This is a genomic window from Amycolatopsis roodepoortensis (assembly GCF_014873915.1).
Classification (GTDB): Bacteria; Actinomycetota; Actinomycetes; order Mycobacteriales; family Pseudonocardiaceae; genus Amycolatopsis; species Amycolatopsis roodepoortensis.
This window is the reverse complement of record NZ_JADBEJ010000008.1, coordinates 584,318-597,995: the sequence shown is the minus strand read 5'-3', so window position 1 is coordinate 597,995 and position 13,678 is coordinate 584,318. Positions and strand designations below refer to the sequence as shown.

At 69.6% G+C, this 13,678-nt stretch carries 16 protein-coding genes; 6 read left to right on the top strand and 10 right to left on the bottom strand.

Annotation, left to right across the window (positions count from 1 at the left end; genetic code table 11):
- Positions 1-17: 17 nt before the first annotated feature.
- The 4 genes from H4W30_RS40495 to H4W30_RS40480 form a co-directional block, all read right to left on the bottom strand.
- Entirely contained in the window at positions 18-779 is a 762-nt protein-coding gene (locus tag H4W30_RS40495) for an ESX secretion-associated protein EspG (RefSeq protein ID WP_192747555.1), read from the bottom strand.
- Positions 779-1,801, bottom strand: coding sequence for a PPE domain-containing protein (locus tag H4W30_RS40490; RefSeq protein ID WP_378234593.1), 1,023 nt, complete (start codon positions 1,799-1,801; stop codon positions 779-781). The genes H4W30_RS40495 and H4W30_RS40490 overlap by 1 nt, the downstream gene beginning before the upstream one ends.
- A 113-nt stretch (positions 1,802-1,914) precedes the next feature.
- Positions 1,915-2,394, bottom strand: coding sequence for a hypothetical protein (locus tag H4W30_RS40485; RefSeq protein WP_225950811.1), 480 nt, complete (start codon positions 2,392-2,394; stop codon positions 1,915-1,917).
- A gap of 49 nt (positions 2,395-2,443) precedes the next feature.
- A complete protein-coding gene (locus H4W30_RS40480) occupies positions 2,444-3,076 on the bottom strand; it encodes a dienelactone hydrolase family protein (protein WP_192747553.1) in 633 nt (210 codons plus the stop codon).
- A gap of 97 nt (positions 3,077-3,173) precedes the next feature.
- Between H4W30_RS40480 and hisC the strand changes: the two genes are divergently transcribed.
- Positions 3,174-4,229 carry a histidinol-phosphate transaminase gene (gene hisC / locus H4W30_RS40475; protein WP_192747552.1) on the top strand — a complete coding sequence of 352 codons (1,056 nt, stop codon included), beginning with the start codon at positions 3,174-3,176 and terminating at the stop codon, positions 4,227-4,229.
- A gap of 347 nt (positions 4,230-4,576) precedes the next feature.
- Here the strand turns inward: hisC and H4W30_RS40470 are convergent, their stop codons facing one another.
- The 3 genes from H4W30_RS40470 to H4W30_RS40460 form a co-directional block, all read right to left on the bottom strand.
- The gene (locus H4W30_RS40470; RefSeq protein ID WP_192747551.1) at positions 4,577-5,338 is read right to left on the bottom strand and encodes a sulfite exporter TauE/SafE family protein; all 762 of its coding nucleotides are present in this window, start codon (positions 5,336-5,338) and stop codon (positions 4,577-4,579) included.
- Positions 5,339-5,419: 81 nt separating this feature from the next.
- On the bottom strand, positions 5,420-5,770 hold the full coding sequence (locus H4W30_RS40465; protein ID WP_192747550.1) for a VOC family protein: 351 nt from the start codon (positions 5,768-5,770) through the stop codon (positions 5,420-5,422).
- The gene (locus tag H4W30_RS40460; RefSeq protein ID WP_192748003.1) at positions 5,771-6,397 is read right to left on the bottom strand and encodes a GNAT family N-acetyltransferase; all 627 of its coding nucleotides are present in this window, start codon (positions 6,395-6,397) and stop codon (positions 5,771-5,773) included. It lies immediately after the preceding gene.
- Between the two features lie 74 nt (positions 6,398-6,471).
- Here H4W30_RS40460 and H4W30_RS40455 point away from each other — a divergent pair, with 74 nt between their 5' ends.
- Together H4W30_RS40455 and H4W30_RS40450 are read left to right on the top strand one after the other, a co-directional pair.
- Positions 6,472-7,164: a FadR/GntR family transcriptional regulator gene (locus H4W30_RS40455; RefSeq protein WP_192747549.1), complete on the top strand. Its 693-nt coding sequence runs from the start codon at positions 6,472-6,474 to the stop codon at positions 7,162-7,164.
- Positions 7,165-7,241: 77 nt separating this feature from the next.
- Positions 7,242-8,057, top strand: coding sequence for a class I SAM-dependent methyltransferase (locus H4W30_RS40450; protein ID WP_192747548.1), 816 nt, complete (start codon positions 7,242-7,244; stop codon positions 8,055-8,057).
- 15 nt (positions 8,058-8,072) lie between these two features.
- Here the strand turns inward: H4W30_RS40450 and H4W30_RS40445 are convergent, their stop codons facing one another.
- Positions 8,073-8,573, bottom strand: coding sequence for an FBP domain-containing protein (locus H4W30_RS40445; RefSeq protein WP_192747547.1), 501 nt, complete (start codon positions 8,571-8,573; stop codon positions 8,073-8,075).
- Positions 8,574-8,657: 84 nt separating this feature from the next.
- On the opposite strand from H4W30_RS40445, the gene H4W30_RS40440 reads away from it, so the two are divergent.
- The gene (locus H4W30_RS40440) at positions 8,658-10,136 is read left to right on the top strand and encodes an adenylate/guanylate cyclase domain-containing protein (protein WP_225950978.1); all 1,479 of its coding nucleotides are present in this window, start codon (positions 8,658-8,660) and stop codon (positions 10,134-10,136) included.
- Here H4W30_RS40440 and H4W30_RS40435 read toward each other — a convergent pair.
- On the bottom strand, positions 10,123-11,121 hold the full coding sequence (locus tag H4W30_RS40435) for a beta-ketoacyl-ACP synthase III (RefSeq protein WP_192747545.1): 999 nt from the start codon (positions 11,119-11,121) through the stop codon (positions 10,123-10,125). The two genes, H4W30_RS40440 and H4W30_RS40435, sit on opposite strands and share 14 nt — an antisense overlap.
- Positions 11,122-11,346: 225 nt before the next feature.
- On the opposite strand from H4W30_RS40435, the gene H4W30_RS40430 reads away from it, so the two are divergent.
- A complete protein-coding gene (locus H4W30_RS40430; protein WP_192747544.1) occupies positions 11,347-11,820 on the top strand; it encodes an Lrp/AsnC family transcriptional regulator in 474 nt (157 codons plus the stop codon).
- A gap of 205 nt (positions 11,821-12,025) precedes the next feature.
- Positions 12,026-12,430 (top strand): SsgA family sporulation/cell division regulator, encoded by a 405-nt coding sequence (locus H4W30_RS40425; RefSeq protein WP_034319994.1) that lies wholly within the window; start codon positions 12,026-12,028, stop codon positions 12,428-12,430.
- 101 nt (positions 12,431-12,531) lie between these two features.
- Here H4W30_RS40425 and H4W30_RS40420 read toward each other — a convergent pair whose 3' ends face one another.
- Positions 12,532-13,626: a S1 family peptidase gene (locus H4W30_RS40420; protein WP_192747543.1), complete on the bottom strand. Its 1,095-nt coding sequence runs from the start codon at positions 13,624-13,626 to the stop codon at positions 12,532-12,534.
- Positions 13,627-13,678 lie beyond the last annotated feature (52 nt).

Here is a 13,678-nt window from a genome sequence, read left to right as displayed (position 1 = left end):
CGCGATGTTAACCCTCGTTAACCGAACTGGCGAGCCCCCGTGAACAGCTCGTACGCCATCGCCTTCAGCCGCGACGCGTCGAGCGGGGTGACGGTCAGCCACCCTCGGTCGCGGCGAAGCCCGTAGCGGCCCTCGGGGGTGTCCACCCAGGTCAGCGTCCCTTCGCCGCGTACCCAGCGGCCCTCCCACGACTTCCTAGCCGCGCCGAGCCGCCCGCCGCCGATCCGCTGCGTCGCGATCCGGACCAGCACGATGACCTCGGGTTCCCGCAGCCCGGCGTCGCGCAGGACGTCGGAGAACGCCGGCTGCCCGCCGCGCTCCCCCGCCTCGCAAGCGGCCGTGTAGTCGTCGACCCGCAGGTTGACCGAAAGGCCCCGCCCCTGCTCGCACGGCGGCAGCGCCTGCAGCAGGGTCGCGGCGACGAGCGGCTCCCGCAGCGCGGACAGCTCGACGTCGGTGCCCGAAACCCCGATCGCGACCGCGCCGCGATCGGACACGCAGCCGACGGCCCGGTACGCCGGTTCGCCGTCGAGCCGCAGGTCCAGCGTGAGTTCGCTGTTCGCGACGGTGTGCAGCAGCCGCACCAGCTCGGGCGCGGGCGAGTCGACCGTGCCGAGGCCGCGCTCGGACAGCGTCGCGCTCGCCGTGGCCACCAGTTCCGCCCGGAACTCCGGCGTCCGCCCGACGTGCGGGACCTCCAGCACCGCGGGCAGTTCGTCGCGTCCGTGCGCCGACCAGAGGAGGAACAGCTCGCCGACGTGCAGCCGGATCCAGTCCATCAGCGGTCGGTCCTCGGGTCTTCGCCGATGACCGGCGGGGTCACGTGCCCGCCGAGCCCCCAGACGTCGGAATCCTCGACGAGATAGCCCGGGGGCTTGCGGCTTTCGTTGTCCTGCTGCCCTTGCGGCGGCATCATCCCCATCGGCATCCCGCCGACGCCGCCGATCCCCGCGGCCGCGGCCCTGGTCCCGGCGACCTGACCTGGCTGCTGCCCCGATGGGCCGAACCCGCCGCCCCCCGACCGATTGCCCTGCCCCAGGTCCTGGGCCGTGCCGGCGACGCCGGGCGGCGGTGCGACGGCACCGCTGCTCCCGCCGGGCTGGCGCGGCGACTCGACGACCGGTTCCCGCACCTGGATCGGAGCGGCGTCGTCTACGCCGCTGCTGCTCGTGGAGTCGTCCGGCGGTGTCTCCGGCTTCGGGTCGGGCTTCGGGTCGGGTTCCGGCTTCGGCTCCTCGGGTGTTTCGAGGATCCTCGGCTGCTTGCCGTACGAGGTGAAGGTCGGAACGTTCTCGTAGACCTCGCCGGAACTCCGCTGCATCCGCGTCATCACGTCGGCCGCCTGCCGGTGCAGATCTTGCGAACTCTCGTCGGTGGGTTCGGCGACGATCCGCCCCGCCTCGGCGAAACCGCCTCCCGACGGCGGCGAGGCCGACATGGCCTGTGTCGAATCCTGATCCGCCACCGGGATCGGACGACGTTTCGGCACCTCCGGCAGCTTGGGCCGCGGCAGGTATCCCGGCGGCTCGGGCATCGTGCGCCGCGCGGTGTCGGCGATGTCCGCCTGGCGGCGTACGCAGTTCGCGACGTTCTCCGCGCGCCAGCCCGTCTCTCCCGCCCAGTCGACGAGCTTGATCGCGGCGTCACGGGCCCTGTCCGCGCCCTCGCCCGTCCAGCCGTCGGCGGTGGCGACGAGCGCCGCCCTGAGTTCGGAAGCGACCCGGTCCAGGAACGCGCTGATCTTCGTCCACTGCGCGGCGACGGCCTCCGCGCTCGCGAGGTCCAGCTCGTCGTGGATCATCTGGTAGAGCTCTCGATGCGAGTAGCTCATCCAGTCGATGTCGGCGTTGAGGTGTTCGGGGCCCGGTTGCGGTTCGGGCTCCCGCGGCGGCCACGGCATGGGCAGGATGCGCATCAGTGCTCGTCCTTCCGCTCGTGGTCGACGATGTCCTCCATGTCGAACCGGCGGGCGACCCGTTCGAGCTGCTCCTGGCCTTCCTCGTCCGCGGCGACGTACATCTTCCGCGCCGCCATCACGGTGAGCTGGAAATCCTTGAGCACCACGGCGAAGTCCTTGAGAACGGGCACGGCCGCTTCGGTCCCCTTGTTCGCGGCGCCCTGGAAGCGTTCGCTCATCGTGTGCCCGACGAAGTTGGCGCCCAGCTTCAACGGCGCGTTGAACTCCGTCGAGTCCTTGATCAGCGCGTTGAGCTCGTGGCGTGCTTTCAGCAGCGCGTCGACGAGCTTCTTGGCTGCGTCCTCGGAGACCTTGACGGTCCCCTTCCTGGCATCGGTCTTGGAGTCCCTGATCTGACCCGCCACCGGCGCCAAGGCCGGAGCCGAAGCTCCGAACGCGGCCTGTGGCGTCGCGGGTAGCTTGGGTGACTGTGCCATCGGACCCCTCCCCTGTCACATCTTGAGGGGAATGCTAGCGCGAACAGGGTCAGCGCAGGTGGGCGTCGAACCAATTCAGCGTGCGCTGCCATGCCTCCGCGGCCGCGTCCGGGTCGGCGTCGAAACGGTGGTTGGCGCCCGGGTAGTGGACGACGTTCGTCGCGACGTTCGCCGTCGCCGCCGCGTCGCGAAGCTGCTCGACCTCCGCGCCTCCGGCCTCGTCGCCGGCGTCGCCGTACATGCCGAGCCAGGGGCTGGTGAGCCGTCCGGCGATCTCGACCAGGACCGGCAGCCCGGTGACGCCCTGCCCGCCGACGCTGACCGCCGCGCCCAGCTTGCGGTTCGACGCCACGACCAGCGCGGCCGTCCCGCCGAGGTCGAAACCGACGACACCGACGAGATCCGCCTGGACGCCGCGCTCGGCGAGCCACGAGAGCGTCGCGTCGGTGGCTTCGAGCAGGTCCTGCTGCGTGAGGTCGTCGCGGTCGAGATGCGGGGTGACGGTGAGCCAGCCTTCGCCGGCGAGACCGGCCAGGAGCAGGCCCAGACCCTCTTCGACCTCTTCGGCCTCCTCGTGCAGCACCACGAGCCCGCCGCGGACGACACCATCCGGTTCGGCGAAGGTCAGGCGCAGCGTGTGGCCGTCGGCGTGCTGGTGTTCCACGGTGGTCGTCAGGGTCATTCCTCCATCAGACCACTCTTAGGTAAATATTCGGAGCTTGCGCTCGCGCGGGAGGATACGGTGTCGGAGCCGTCCCCCAGACGTAGGAGCGCCGAAGATGTCACCTGTTTCGCCGCGTGCGGATCTCGAATCGTTGCCGAAGTACGTCCCTGGCCGGACAATCCAGGGCGCGATCAAGCTGGCGAGCAACGAGGTCCCCGGTGGGCCGCTGCCGAGTGTGGCGCAGGCCATAGCCGAGACGGCGCAGGGCATCAACCGGTACCCGGACATCACCGCTTCCGGGCTCGTCGAGCGGCTGGCCCGCGAACTGAACGAGCCGGTCGAGCGGATCGCCGTCGGCTGCGGTTCGGTTTCCCTTTGCCAGCAGATGATCCAGGCCCTGTGCGGCCCGGGCGACGAGGTCGTCTTCCCGTGGCGTTCGTTCGAGGCGTACCCGATCGTCACGCAGGTGGCGAACGCCGTCAGCGTGAAGGTGCCGCTGACCGCCGGGCACGGGCTGGACCTGGACGCGATGCTGGCCGCGATCACGCCCAAGACGCGGCTGGTCTTCGTGTGCAACCCCAACAACCCGACCGGGACGGTCGTGCGGCGGGCGGAACTGGAGCGCTTCCTCGACGCCGTGCCCTCGGGCGTGCTCGTCGTGCTCGACGAGGCGTACAAGGAGTTCGTGACCGACGCCGAGGTGCCGGACGGCGTCGAACTCGCGCGCGGCAGGGACAACGTCGCGGTACTGCGGACTTTCTCGAAAGCTTACGGCCTCGCCGGTCTTCGCGTGGGTTACGCGGTGGCGCCGGAAGCGATCACCGTCGCGCTGAAGCAGGTCTACGTCGCGTTCTCGGTGAACATGATCGCCCAGGCGGCGGCCATCGCCTCGCTCGACGCGGCCGACGAGCTGCTGGAACGCTGCAAGGAGATCGTCTCGGAGCGCACCCGCGTCCGGGATGCCTTGGTGGCCAAGGGTTACGAGGTGCCGGAGACGCAGGCGAACTTCGTCTGGCTGCCGCTGGGCGAGCGGACGACCGAGTTCGCGGAGCACGCGCTGGAGCGCAAGCTGATCGTGCGTCCCTTCGCGGGCGAAGGCGCGCGAGTGACCATCGGGACGCCTGAGGAGAACGACCTCTTCCTCGAAGCGGCCGGGGATTTCCCGCGCTGAGCACGCTTTCGGGCGGCCCGCGCTTCGTCGACCCGCGTTTGGTCGGCTAAGTGCGGGCTGTCCTTTCGAGGGGCACGGCAAGGGTGCTGTGCCGTCGCGAAAGCCACTTTCGCGACACCTGACGTCCCGAAAGTGGCTTTCGCGACACGCACACGGGCCCCCTGCGACGAGGGAAGCCCGCGTTTAGTCGGCTAAATGCGGGCCATCCCCTCGCGGGCAAGCGAGGGCACTGTCCCGAAGGGCACCTTCGCGACGCCTGACGCCCCGAAAGTCACCTTCGCGACATGACCACGGCGCCCAGGCGACGAGGGAGGCCCGCGTTTGGTCGGCTAAGTGCGGGCCGTTCCCTACTTGAGGAGCAGCTGCACCATCGCGGCAAGACCGATCACGACGATGACGCCGCGCAGCACCTTCGGCGAGAGCCTGCGGCCGATCTTCGCGCCGATCTGGCCGCCGATCGTCGACCCGACGGCGAGCAGCGCGACCACGGGCCAGCTGACCGGCGCGATGAAGGCGTAGATCGCGCCCGCGACGATGTTCACGACCGCCGAAAGGGCGTTCTTGACGCCGTTGAGCCGTTGCAGCGACTCCGACATCAGCATCCCCATCACGGCCATCATCATCACGCCCTGCGCGGCCGTGAAGTATCCGCCGTAGATGCCGATCAGGAAGATCAGGAACAGCAGGAGCGGCCCGATCTTGTGGACCGTCCCGTTCTCCTCGCGGCGCTTCGCGACCCAGGCGGACACTCGCGGCTGGACGATCACGAGCACCACCGCGAGGCCGACCAGCGCGGGTACGACGGTCTCGAAAGCGTCCTTCGGCAGCGAGAGCAGCAGGATCGTCCCGCAGATCGCGCCGAAGAACGACGCCACCGCGAGTTTGGCGACCTGGGGCCAATAGCCCCTGAGCTCCTCCCGGTAGCCGATCGCCCCGCTGACCGTGCCGGGAGCGAGGCCGATCGCGTTGGACGTCGTCGCCGTCAGCGGCGAGTAGCCGAGGGCGACGAGAACCGGGAAGGTCACCAGCGTGCCCGAACCGACGACCGTGTTGATGGTGCCCGCCCAGAGCCCCGCGACGAAGATCACGACAGCGTGCCACCACGTCATAAAGCGCTCACGTCCGCACCCTAAGCACCGTTACCTCCTTTCGCGCTCCGGATGTGTCTAGTCGAACATTCAACGAGCCCGTTATGTCTCGTTCGACGGGAAGACGCAGAACTCGTTGCCTTCGGGGTCCTCGAGGACGTCCCACTCGACGCCCCCGCCCTTGGCCCGCACGAGCCTCGCCCCGGCGGCGACCAGCTCGGTCGTGGAGCCGAAGACGTCGATGTGCATGCGGTTCTTCACGGTCTTCGCTTCGGGCACCGGGTTGATCCAGATCAGCGGGCCGCGACCGGCCGGATCCTCGATCGCCACCGGCCACTCCACCGGCCGCTCGTCGCGGTGGCGGCGGACGTAGCCCATCGCGGCGCACCACCAGTCGGCGAGGGCCTGGTGGTCGTTCGCGTCGAGACAGATGTCCTTGAACACCGCCGCCATTCAGTTCTCCTCCGGGAGATGGGCCGCGGTGATCTCCGCGGCGACCGTCCAGCCGAGCGCCAGGTACAACGCGCGGCCCTCCTCCGTCGCGACCAGGACCGCTCGCTCCGCCCCGGCGGCGACCGCCACCTCGTCGAGCCTGCGCATGACGAATCTGCCCAGCCCTCGCCGCTGGTGCTCGGGCTCCGTCACCACCTGGTCGATCACCGCCGTGCCGCCGGCGATCGCGACCCGGCCGGTGGCCGCGCGTGAACCGTCCGGCGCGCGCACCACCACGTCGGTGACGACACCGTCGCCGACCAGCTCCGCGCGGTACGGCTCGGGCGCGGCCATCACGGGCCGCAGCGCTATCGGGGCGCTCATCAGGTACTCCGGCGGGCCGACCTCCCACTCCGGCGGCACCGTCTTCGCCACCTCGTCCCGCGATCCGCTCACCTTCAACCACGTTCCGGGCTCGTGCAGCGAACGTGCCCGGCGGGCGGCCGATCCGGCGTCCGCCAGCACATATCGCACGCGATGCCCCGGGCGCCCGACGTCGAGCCGGTAGCCGTCCGGCTCGGCGACCGGGAGCCCGACGCCGCGCGAAAGCGCCCAGCCGTGCACCCAGGCCTTGATCAGTCCTGCCACCCCAGTCATCCCCGGATGATGACACCCCGCACCGACAATTCCGGGCGTTCCGCCGAACCTGCGAGGATGACACCGTGGCGGGCGGCGAGCGCGAACAGGTGTGGAGTGCGACGGTCGATCATCTGCGCACGATGATCGACTCGGGCAGGCTCCCCGCCGGATCGAGACTGCCCGCCGAACGGGCGCTCTGCGAGCAGCTCGGCATCAGCCGCGGTTCGCTGCGGCAGGCGTTGCGGGTGCTGGATTCCATCGGTTACGTGCAGGTGCGGCCGGGCTCGGGCACCTACGTCCGCGAGAACCTCGACGAGCAGCCCCTGCGCGGCTGGTTCTCCGAGCACGAGCAACTGGTCGAGAAGCTGTTCGACCTGCGGACCACCGTCGAGCCGACGCTGGCCGAGCGGCTCGCGCTCGACCACACGCCACGGGTGCTCGAACGGCTGGCGGCCACCGTCGAGGAGATGGACCGGGCCGCGGCCGACGGCGACATGCTGCGCGTGATCGCGGCCGACGCCGAATTCCACCGGGTGATCGCGGAGAACGCGGGCAACGACGACGTCACCGATCTGCTGCGTTCGGTGCTGTCGCTGGTCGGCGAGGAGCGGCGGGCGGCGCTGCGGCTTCCGGGGCAGATCCGGAAGGCCGTCGACGAGCATCGCGCGATCCTCGAGGCGATCCGCGGTTCGGACGCGGCGGCCGCGCGGGAGATCACCCTGCGGCATCTGCTCGACGCCAAGACCTACGTCCACGACTACACGACGCGGGATTGACGCTTCCTCGATGGCGCGACCGCCCTCGCGCGAGTATTGTTTTCAGAAGTTTGTGAAACTTCTGACGGGGGTGTGCGGTGGAGAAGGTCCGGTTCACCGAAGAAAAGGCGACCATGCTCGCCACGCTGTACGGCCGGGCACTCGACGCCCGCAGTGATCGGCCGATCCTCGGCGACAAGGCCGCCGACGAGGCCGTCAAGCAGATCGACTACGACTTCGCGTCGCTCGGCGTGAACGCCGACATGGGGCTGACGGTCGCGATGCGGGCCAAGCCGATGGACGAATGGGCCTCGTCGTTCCTCCGGGAGCACCCGGACGCGACCGTCGTCCAGCTCGGCTGCGGGATGGACAGCCGCGTGTATCGCGTCGACCCGCCGCCCACGGTGCGGTGGTTCGACGTCGACTACCCCGACGTCGTCGACCTGCGCGCCCGGATCTATCCCGAACGGGACGGATACCGGGCCATCGGCTCGTCCGTGACAGATTTCGGCTGGCTCGACGAGATCCCGTCGGACAAACCCGGCCTGGTGATCGCGGAGGGGCTGACGATGTACCTGCGGCCGTCCGAAGGCGAGGAACTGCTGCGACGGCTGATCGCGCATTTCCCGCAGGGCGGCGAAATGGTCTTCGACATCTTCAGCACGCTGGGGATCAAGCTGCAGAAGCTGAACCCGGTGGTCCGCAAGGCCAAGGCGACGCTGTACTGGGGTATCGACGAGATCTCCGAACTGGAACGGCTCGGTTTGACGCTGGTCTCGAAGCTCGACTCGACGGATTACGCGACGCCTGAAGTGAAGGCGCGGATCTCGCCGTCGATGCGGGCGCAGCTGTGGTTCGCGGGCCTGTTCCCGGCGTTCAAGAAGATGGGGCGGATCCTGCGGATGCGGTTCTGAGGGCGGTTCGGCTCGTCAGCGGGACTCCAGCACCCGGTCGACGAACCGGTGCAGCTTGTCCTCCAGCCGGAAGACGCGTTCCTCCAGCGTCAAGGATTCGAACGGCTGCGGCACGTCCGACTTCAGCTCGCCGCGGATGTACTGGCTGCACGCCAGATTCGCGCACGCGTAGATGCCGAGCGTGTTGCCTTCCCGCCCGGATTTCCCGGCGCGGCGGCCGGAGAACAGCGCGATGTCGGACAGCGGATGTGTCGTCGTGCACAGGCCGCACATGTTGCTCAGCAGGACACGGCCCTTCGGCCGGGGAGCGGCACGGAGGGAAAGCCCGACGGTTTCCCCGCGGTACGGCAGCACGAGATACGCCCGTGAGGCGGCCTTCGGATCGCGCCAGCCGAGGAATTCCCTGTTCTCCCAAGGGATCTCTTCGGGCCGGGCGGGCAGCGTGACCCCCTTGGCCTCGCCTCGGGTGCAGTTCACGAAGGACGCCCTGATGTCGTCCTGGCCCAGCGGTTCCATACCCGCACGGTAACCACCGCACCCGAGAACGGGCGAACCGTTTTCCGCCGGAGGTCATACGATCACCGGGTGCGCGGGATGACGATGTCGAGCCGGTTCCGGCTGGTGCTCCGGACCAGTCTCGGCTTCGCCGCGCTCGGCGTCGGATCCAGTGTGTGCGGTGCCGGAGTGGTCGCGTTGCTGCTGCTCCTGCAGGGCCTGCCGAGCGAGGTCGGCGATCGCGGCTGGATCCTCAGCGTCACCGCGGCCGGCATCGTCGCGCTGGCACTGGTCGTCGGCACCTTGTGGACGGCTTGGCTCCAGCGGCGCACGGCGGTCTGGTTCGTGTTCGGCCGCCCGCCGACGAAGGCCGAGGCCGAGCGGGCGCTCCGGCTCCCGATCGACATGGCGATCGTCAGCGGGACACTCTGGCTGATCGGCACGATCGTGCTCGGCGCGCTCGCGCGGGTGCTCGGGTCCTGGATGGACGCGTTCGGGATGGCGCTGGTGATCGGGCTCGGCGGGCTGACCACGGTCGGACTCACCTACCTCGCCGCCGAATGGGTCGCGCGGCCGGTGATGACGATCGCGCTCAAGGTGACCCCGCCGAAGGGGACGCTCAAGGTCACCGTGCTGACCAGGGTGGTCGTCACCTGGTCGCTGGCGAGCGGCGTCCCGTTCCTCGGCGTCCTGCTGGTGGCCACGCCGCCGGACCTCGGCCAGGGCGACCACGTCGCGAGCCTGATCATGATTTCGGTGATCGGGCTGGCCGTCGGCGCGATCGGGACGGGCCTGCTCGCGAAGGCCGTCGCGACGCCGCTGCACCGGCTGCGGGTCGCCCTCGACGAGATCGCGCGCGGCAACAAGGAGATCGTGGTCGAGGTCGACGACTCCAGCGAGATCGGCCTGCTCCAGACGTCGGTCAACGACCTGGCCGCCGGGCTCCGCGAGCAGGAACGCATGCGGGATCTCTTCGGCAGGCACGTCGGTGACGAGGTCGCGCGGCACGCGCTCGAGTACGGCGCCTCCTTGTCCGGCGACGTGCGCGAGGTGACTGCGCTGTTCGTCGACGTCGTCGATTCGACGGCACTGGCGAGCCGCACCCCGCCCGAAGACCTCGTGAAGATGCTCAACCGGTTCTTCACCAGCGTGGTGCACGCGGTCGGGGCACGCGGCGGGCTGGTCAACAAGTTCCAGGGTGACGCCGCGCTCTGCGTCTTCGGCGCCCCGACCAGGCTCGCGGACGCGCCGACGGCGGCGCTCGCGGCCGCGCGGGCCATCCGGGACGCGGTTCAGGAGACCGGTGAGCTGGACCTAGGCATCGGCGTCGCGAGCGGGCGGGTCTTCGCCGGTCAGCTGGGGACCAGCAGCCGGTTCGAGTACACCGTCATCGGCGACGCGGTGAACGAGGCCGCGCGCCTGACCGAGGACGCGAAATCCGCCGACGGCCGGATCCTGGCGAGCGAAGCGGTGATCAAGGCCGCGCTGGAGAGCGAGCGCGCGCACTGGAAGCCGTACGCGGAGCTCGAGCTGCGCGGCCGCCAGGAGCCGACGCACGCCTGGGCGGCGCTCAGCCCGGAATGACGTCCGGCCAGCGCAGGAGTGTCGAACCCCAGGTCAGCCCGGCGCCGAAGGCCCCCATCACGACGCGGTGCCCCGGCTGGAGCGCGCCGTCCTTGGCCGCGTCGGCCAGCGCGATCGGGATCGACGCGGCGCTCGTGTTGCCCACCTTCTCGATGTTCGAGTACATCACGTCCTCCGCGAGCCCGAGCTGCTTCGCGCAGGTCTGCAGGATGCGGATGTTCGCCTGGTGCCCGATGAACCGGTCGATGTCGCCGACCGCCCAGCCCGCGGAGTCCAGTACCGCGCGCGCCGATTCGGCCATGCGGGCACAGGCGTGCCGGAAGACGGTCTGGCCCTGCATCACCAGATAGTGGTCGCGCGGATCGTCCGACCTGCGGTTCTTCGCGCCGCCGGCCTCGACCCAGAGCAGTTCCGCGAGCGCTCCTTCGCTGTGCAGGTCGAACGGGCCCAGCGCGCCGAGCTCGTCCGGGTCGCCCGCGCGCAGCAGCACTGCGCCCGCGCCGTCGCCGAAGATCGGCACCGTGCCGCGGTCCTCGGGGTCGACGAGGGAGGTGAAGACGTCCGCGCCGATCACCAGCACCCGTCGCGCGATCCCGGCGGCGATCAGCCCGGCGCCGGTGGCGAGACCGTAGACGAACCCGCTGCACACGGCGTTGACGTCGAACGCGGCGACCCCGTTCAGCCCGAGCTCGGTCGCGACCTGCGGCGCGCTGGCCGGGCACAGCTGGTCGGCCGTGGAGGTCGCGAGGACGACGGCGTCCGCCGTGGTCTCCCCAGCGGACACCAGCGCCCGGCGGCCCGCCTCGACCGCGAGGTCCACAGTGGACGTTCCGGGGTCGACCACCCGGCGTTCGGCGATGCCGGTCCGCGAGCGGATCCACTCATCGGAGGTGTCCAGCCGCTGGGCGATCTCCTCGTTGCCCACCACGCGCGGAGGCAGCCATGAGCCGAGACCGGCGAGAACGGCGGCCTGAGATGAGGGCACCAAGGAATCCTTTCGCGGGGAAATGAGAGGTCTGCCATTCACTTGTAAGCGCTACCATTCAGTAGACCCGTCAGTTGTGTTCCGGGTCACAATTCAAAGAATTCTCATCTTTTTTCCGGGAGTGACCCGGCACACGGGCCGAGCACCCGAACGGGTGACGCACACCGCGTCGAGGCGCGTGCGGAGAACAGGCGCCCGGGAGAGCCGTCCGGCTAGCCTGACCTGGTGCACACACCCGACCTCGACCGCATGGACGTCGCCATCCTCGCCTGCCTCCAGTCCGACGCCCGCACGATCGCCGAGCACATCGGCGCGAAGGTGGGCCTGTCGGCGGCCGCCGTGCAGCGGCGGATCAAGCGGCTGCGGGAGACCGGGGTGATCGAACGCGAGGTGGCGGTGCTGTCGCCGCGGGCGCTCGGGCTGTCGATGACGTTCGTGGTGATGGTCGAGATGGAACGCGAGAACCTCGCGGTCCTCGACGGGTTCCGGCGCCAGGTGCTCGCGGACGACAACGTCCAGCAGTGTTACTACGTCACCGGCAACGCGGACTTCGTGCTCGTGGTGACCTGCCGGGACATGGCGGATTTCGAGACGTTCACGCGGCGGATGTTCTTCGACAACCCGAACGTGCGGCACTTCACGACGTCGGTGGCGATGGACCGGGTCAAGACCGGACTGTCGCTGCCGCTGGAGCCCTGAGGGTCCAAAAAGGACTACGCGACCTCGTCACCAGGGGTATCCGCCCGGACGCAAGGGGTCTGTGCCCGGCGTTACACCACTATGGACAGATGCAGCCGATAGCGTGAACGTCGTCGCAGTCGCGTCATCCGGCGTACGTCCGGCCATCTCCTCCCCGAGACGAAAAGTTCGCGCCGCGCGAACCACGAGCACCAGAGGAGTGGCCGTGCACACCGACGCAATTCACCAGAGCCAGTTCGTTCTGCTGAACAACAGCAGCACGCCCGTCCTTTCCCGCCTGTCCTTCCACGCCGGCGAGCCGTTCGCGGTCACCGTGTCGTTCCGGACGGAGCGCGGCCGGTGGGTCGAGTGGACCTTCGCGCGTGAGCTGCTCGTCACCGGCCTCACCGATCCCGCCGGGCTCGGCGACGTCCGCGTCCGCCCCGACCTCTCGGAGGACGAGGCGCTGCTGACGCTCGAAATCGAGTCACCCGACGGTTACGCGTCGTTCGAGCTCGAACGCGAGGACGTCGAGACGTTCCTCGAGTCCACGTACGAGCTCGTCCCGCTCGGCTCCGAGAGCGAGCACTTCGACGTCGAGGCGCTGATCGAGGAGATCAGCAACGTCTGAGACCTTCCCGCGGCAAGAAGACGAAGGGCGGCCCGAGTGCGCTGGAGGCACTCGGTCCGCCCTTCGTCCTTTTCACGGTCTCCCGCTGACCGGGGCTGAGGTCAGCCGAGGACCAGGGAAGTCCCGGTCGCGGACAACGCCGGCCGCACCGGGAAGAAGTACGTCACCGAGCTGTTGCCGCCGGACAACATGCCCTGGGCCTGGTTGCCCGCGATGAACGAACCGCCGGAGTCGCCAGCCTGCGAGCGGACGTTGGTGGCGGTCATGCCGTAGACCGTGCCCTCGGCGTAGCGGACGGTCTGGTTCTTGGCGCCGACGGTGCCGCAGGTCCAGCCGGTGGTCGAACCCGACTTGCAGACCGACGCGCCGGTGGCCGCCTCGGCCGAGCCGCTCACGCGAGTGCCGTTGTTGATGACCCCGCGCGGCACCCAGTTGCTGTTGACCCGGACGTGGCCGTAGTCGTTCCCGGGGAAGCTGGCGCGGGCGAACGAGCCCATCGCGACCCGGTTGTAGCCGGTCACCGTGCCGGGGCCGCAGTGGCCGGCGGTGAGGAATCCGCCGTTGACCGAGAAGCCGATCGAGCACCGCGAAGAGCTGTTGATGTAGTAGGCGTCGCCACCGCGGACGTCGTACTTCAGCGTCGGCACCGAAGTGGTCTCGACCACCGCGACGGCGGCCTTGTCCACCTTGGTCTTCTCCAGGTACGAGTCGACGACGCCGCTCTTGCCCGGCAGGACGTTCACCGTCACGCGGTTGGTCTTGGTGTCGACACCCCAGCCGGTGATCGCGCCGTCCGCCGCGCGCTCACCCGCGTTCAGTTTGTCCACAGTGGAATCGAGCTGGGCGGCCGAGAACCGGACGAGTTCCGCTTCCGCGCCGCTGGCGAGGACCTGCCCCAGCTTCGCCGCGTCCGTGACGCCGACGCGGAGCTTGCCGGTGGCCTCGTTGTAGCTGGCGCCGCCGAAGCTGCCGGCGAGCGCCGAGGCGAGTGACTGTTCGAGCGCGCCGGCGGCCGTCTCGCTCTGGATCCGGGCGAGCGCCTGGTCGGCGGTCAGGCCGAGGTCCCGTTGCAGGGCGGGAACCATCTCGGCGTTGAGCAGAGTGTTCGAGGTCGCTGCCGCGGGGGTACCCGTGACGAGCGCGCCGGTGGCCAGTGCTGCCGTGGCGGCCACACCGAGGAGCTTCGTGATCTTCATGCTTCTCCCTCGTCATCACGCACGGCTCCGGTTCGCCATGCGATAGCCCTCC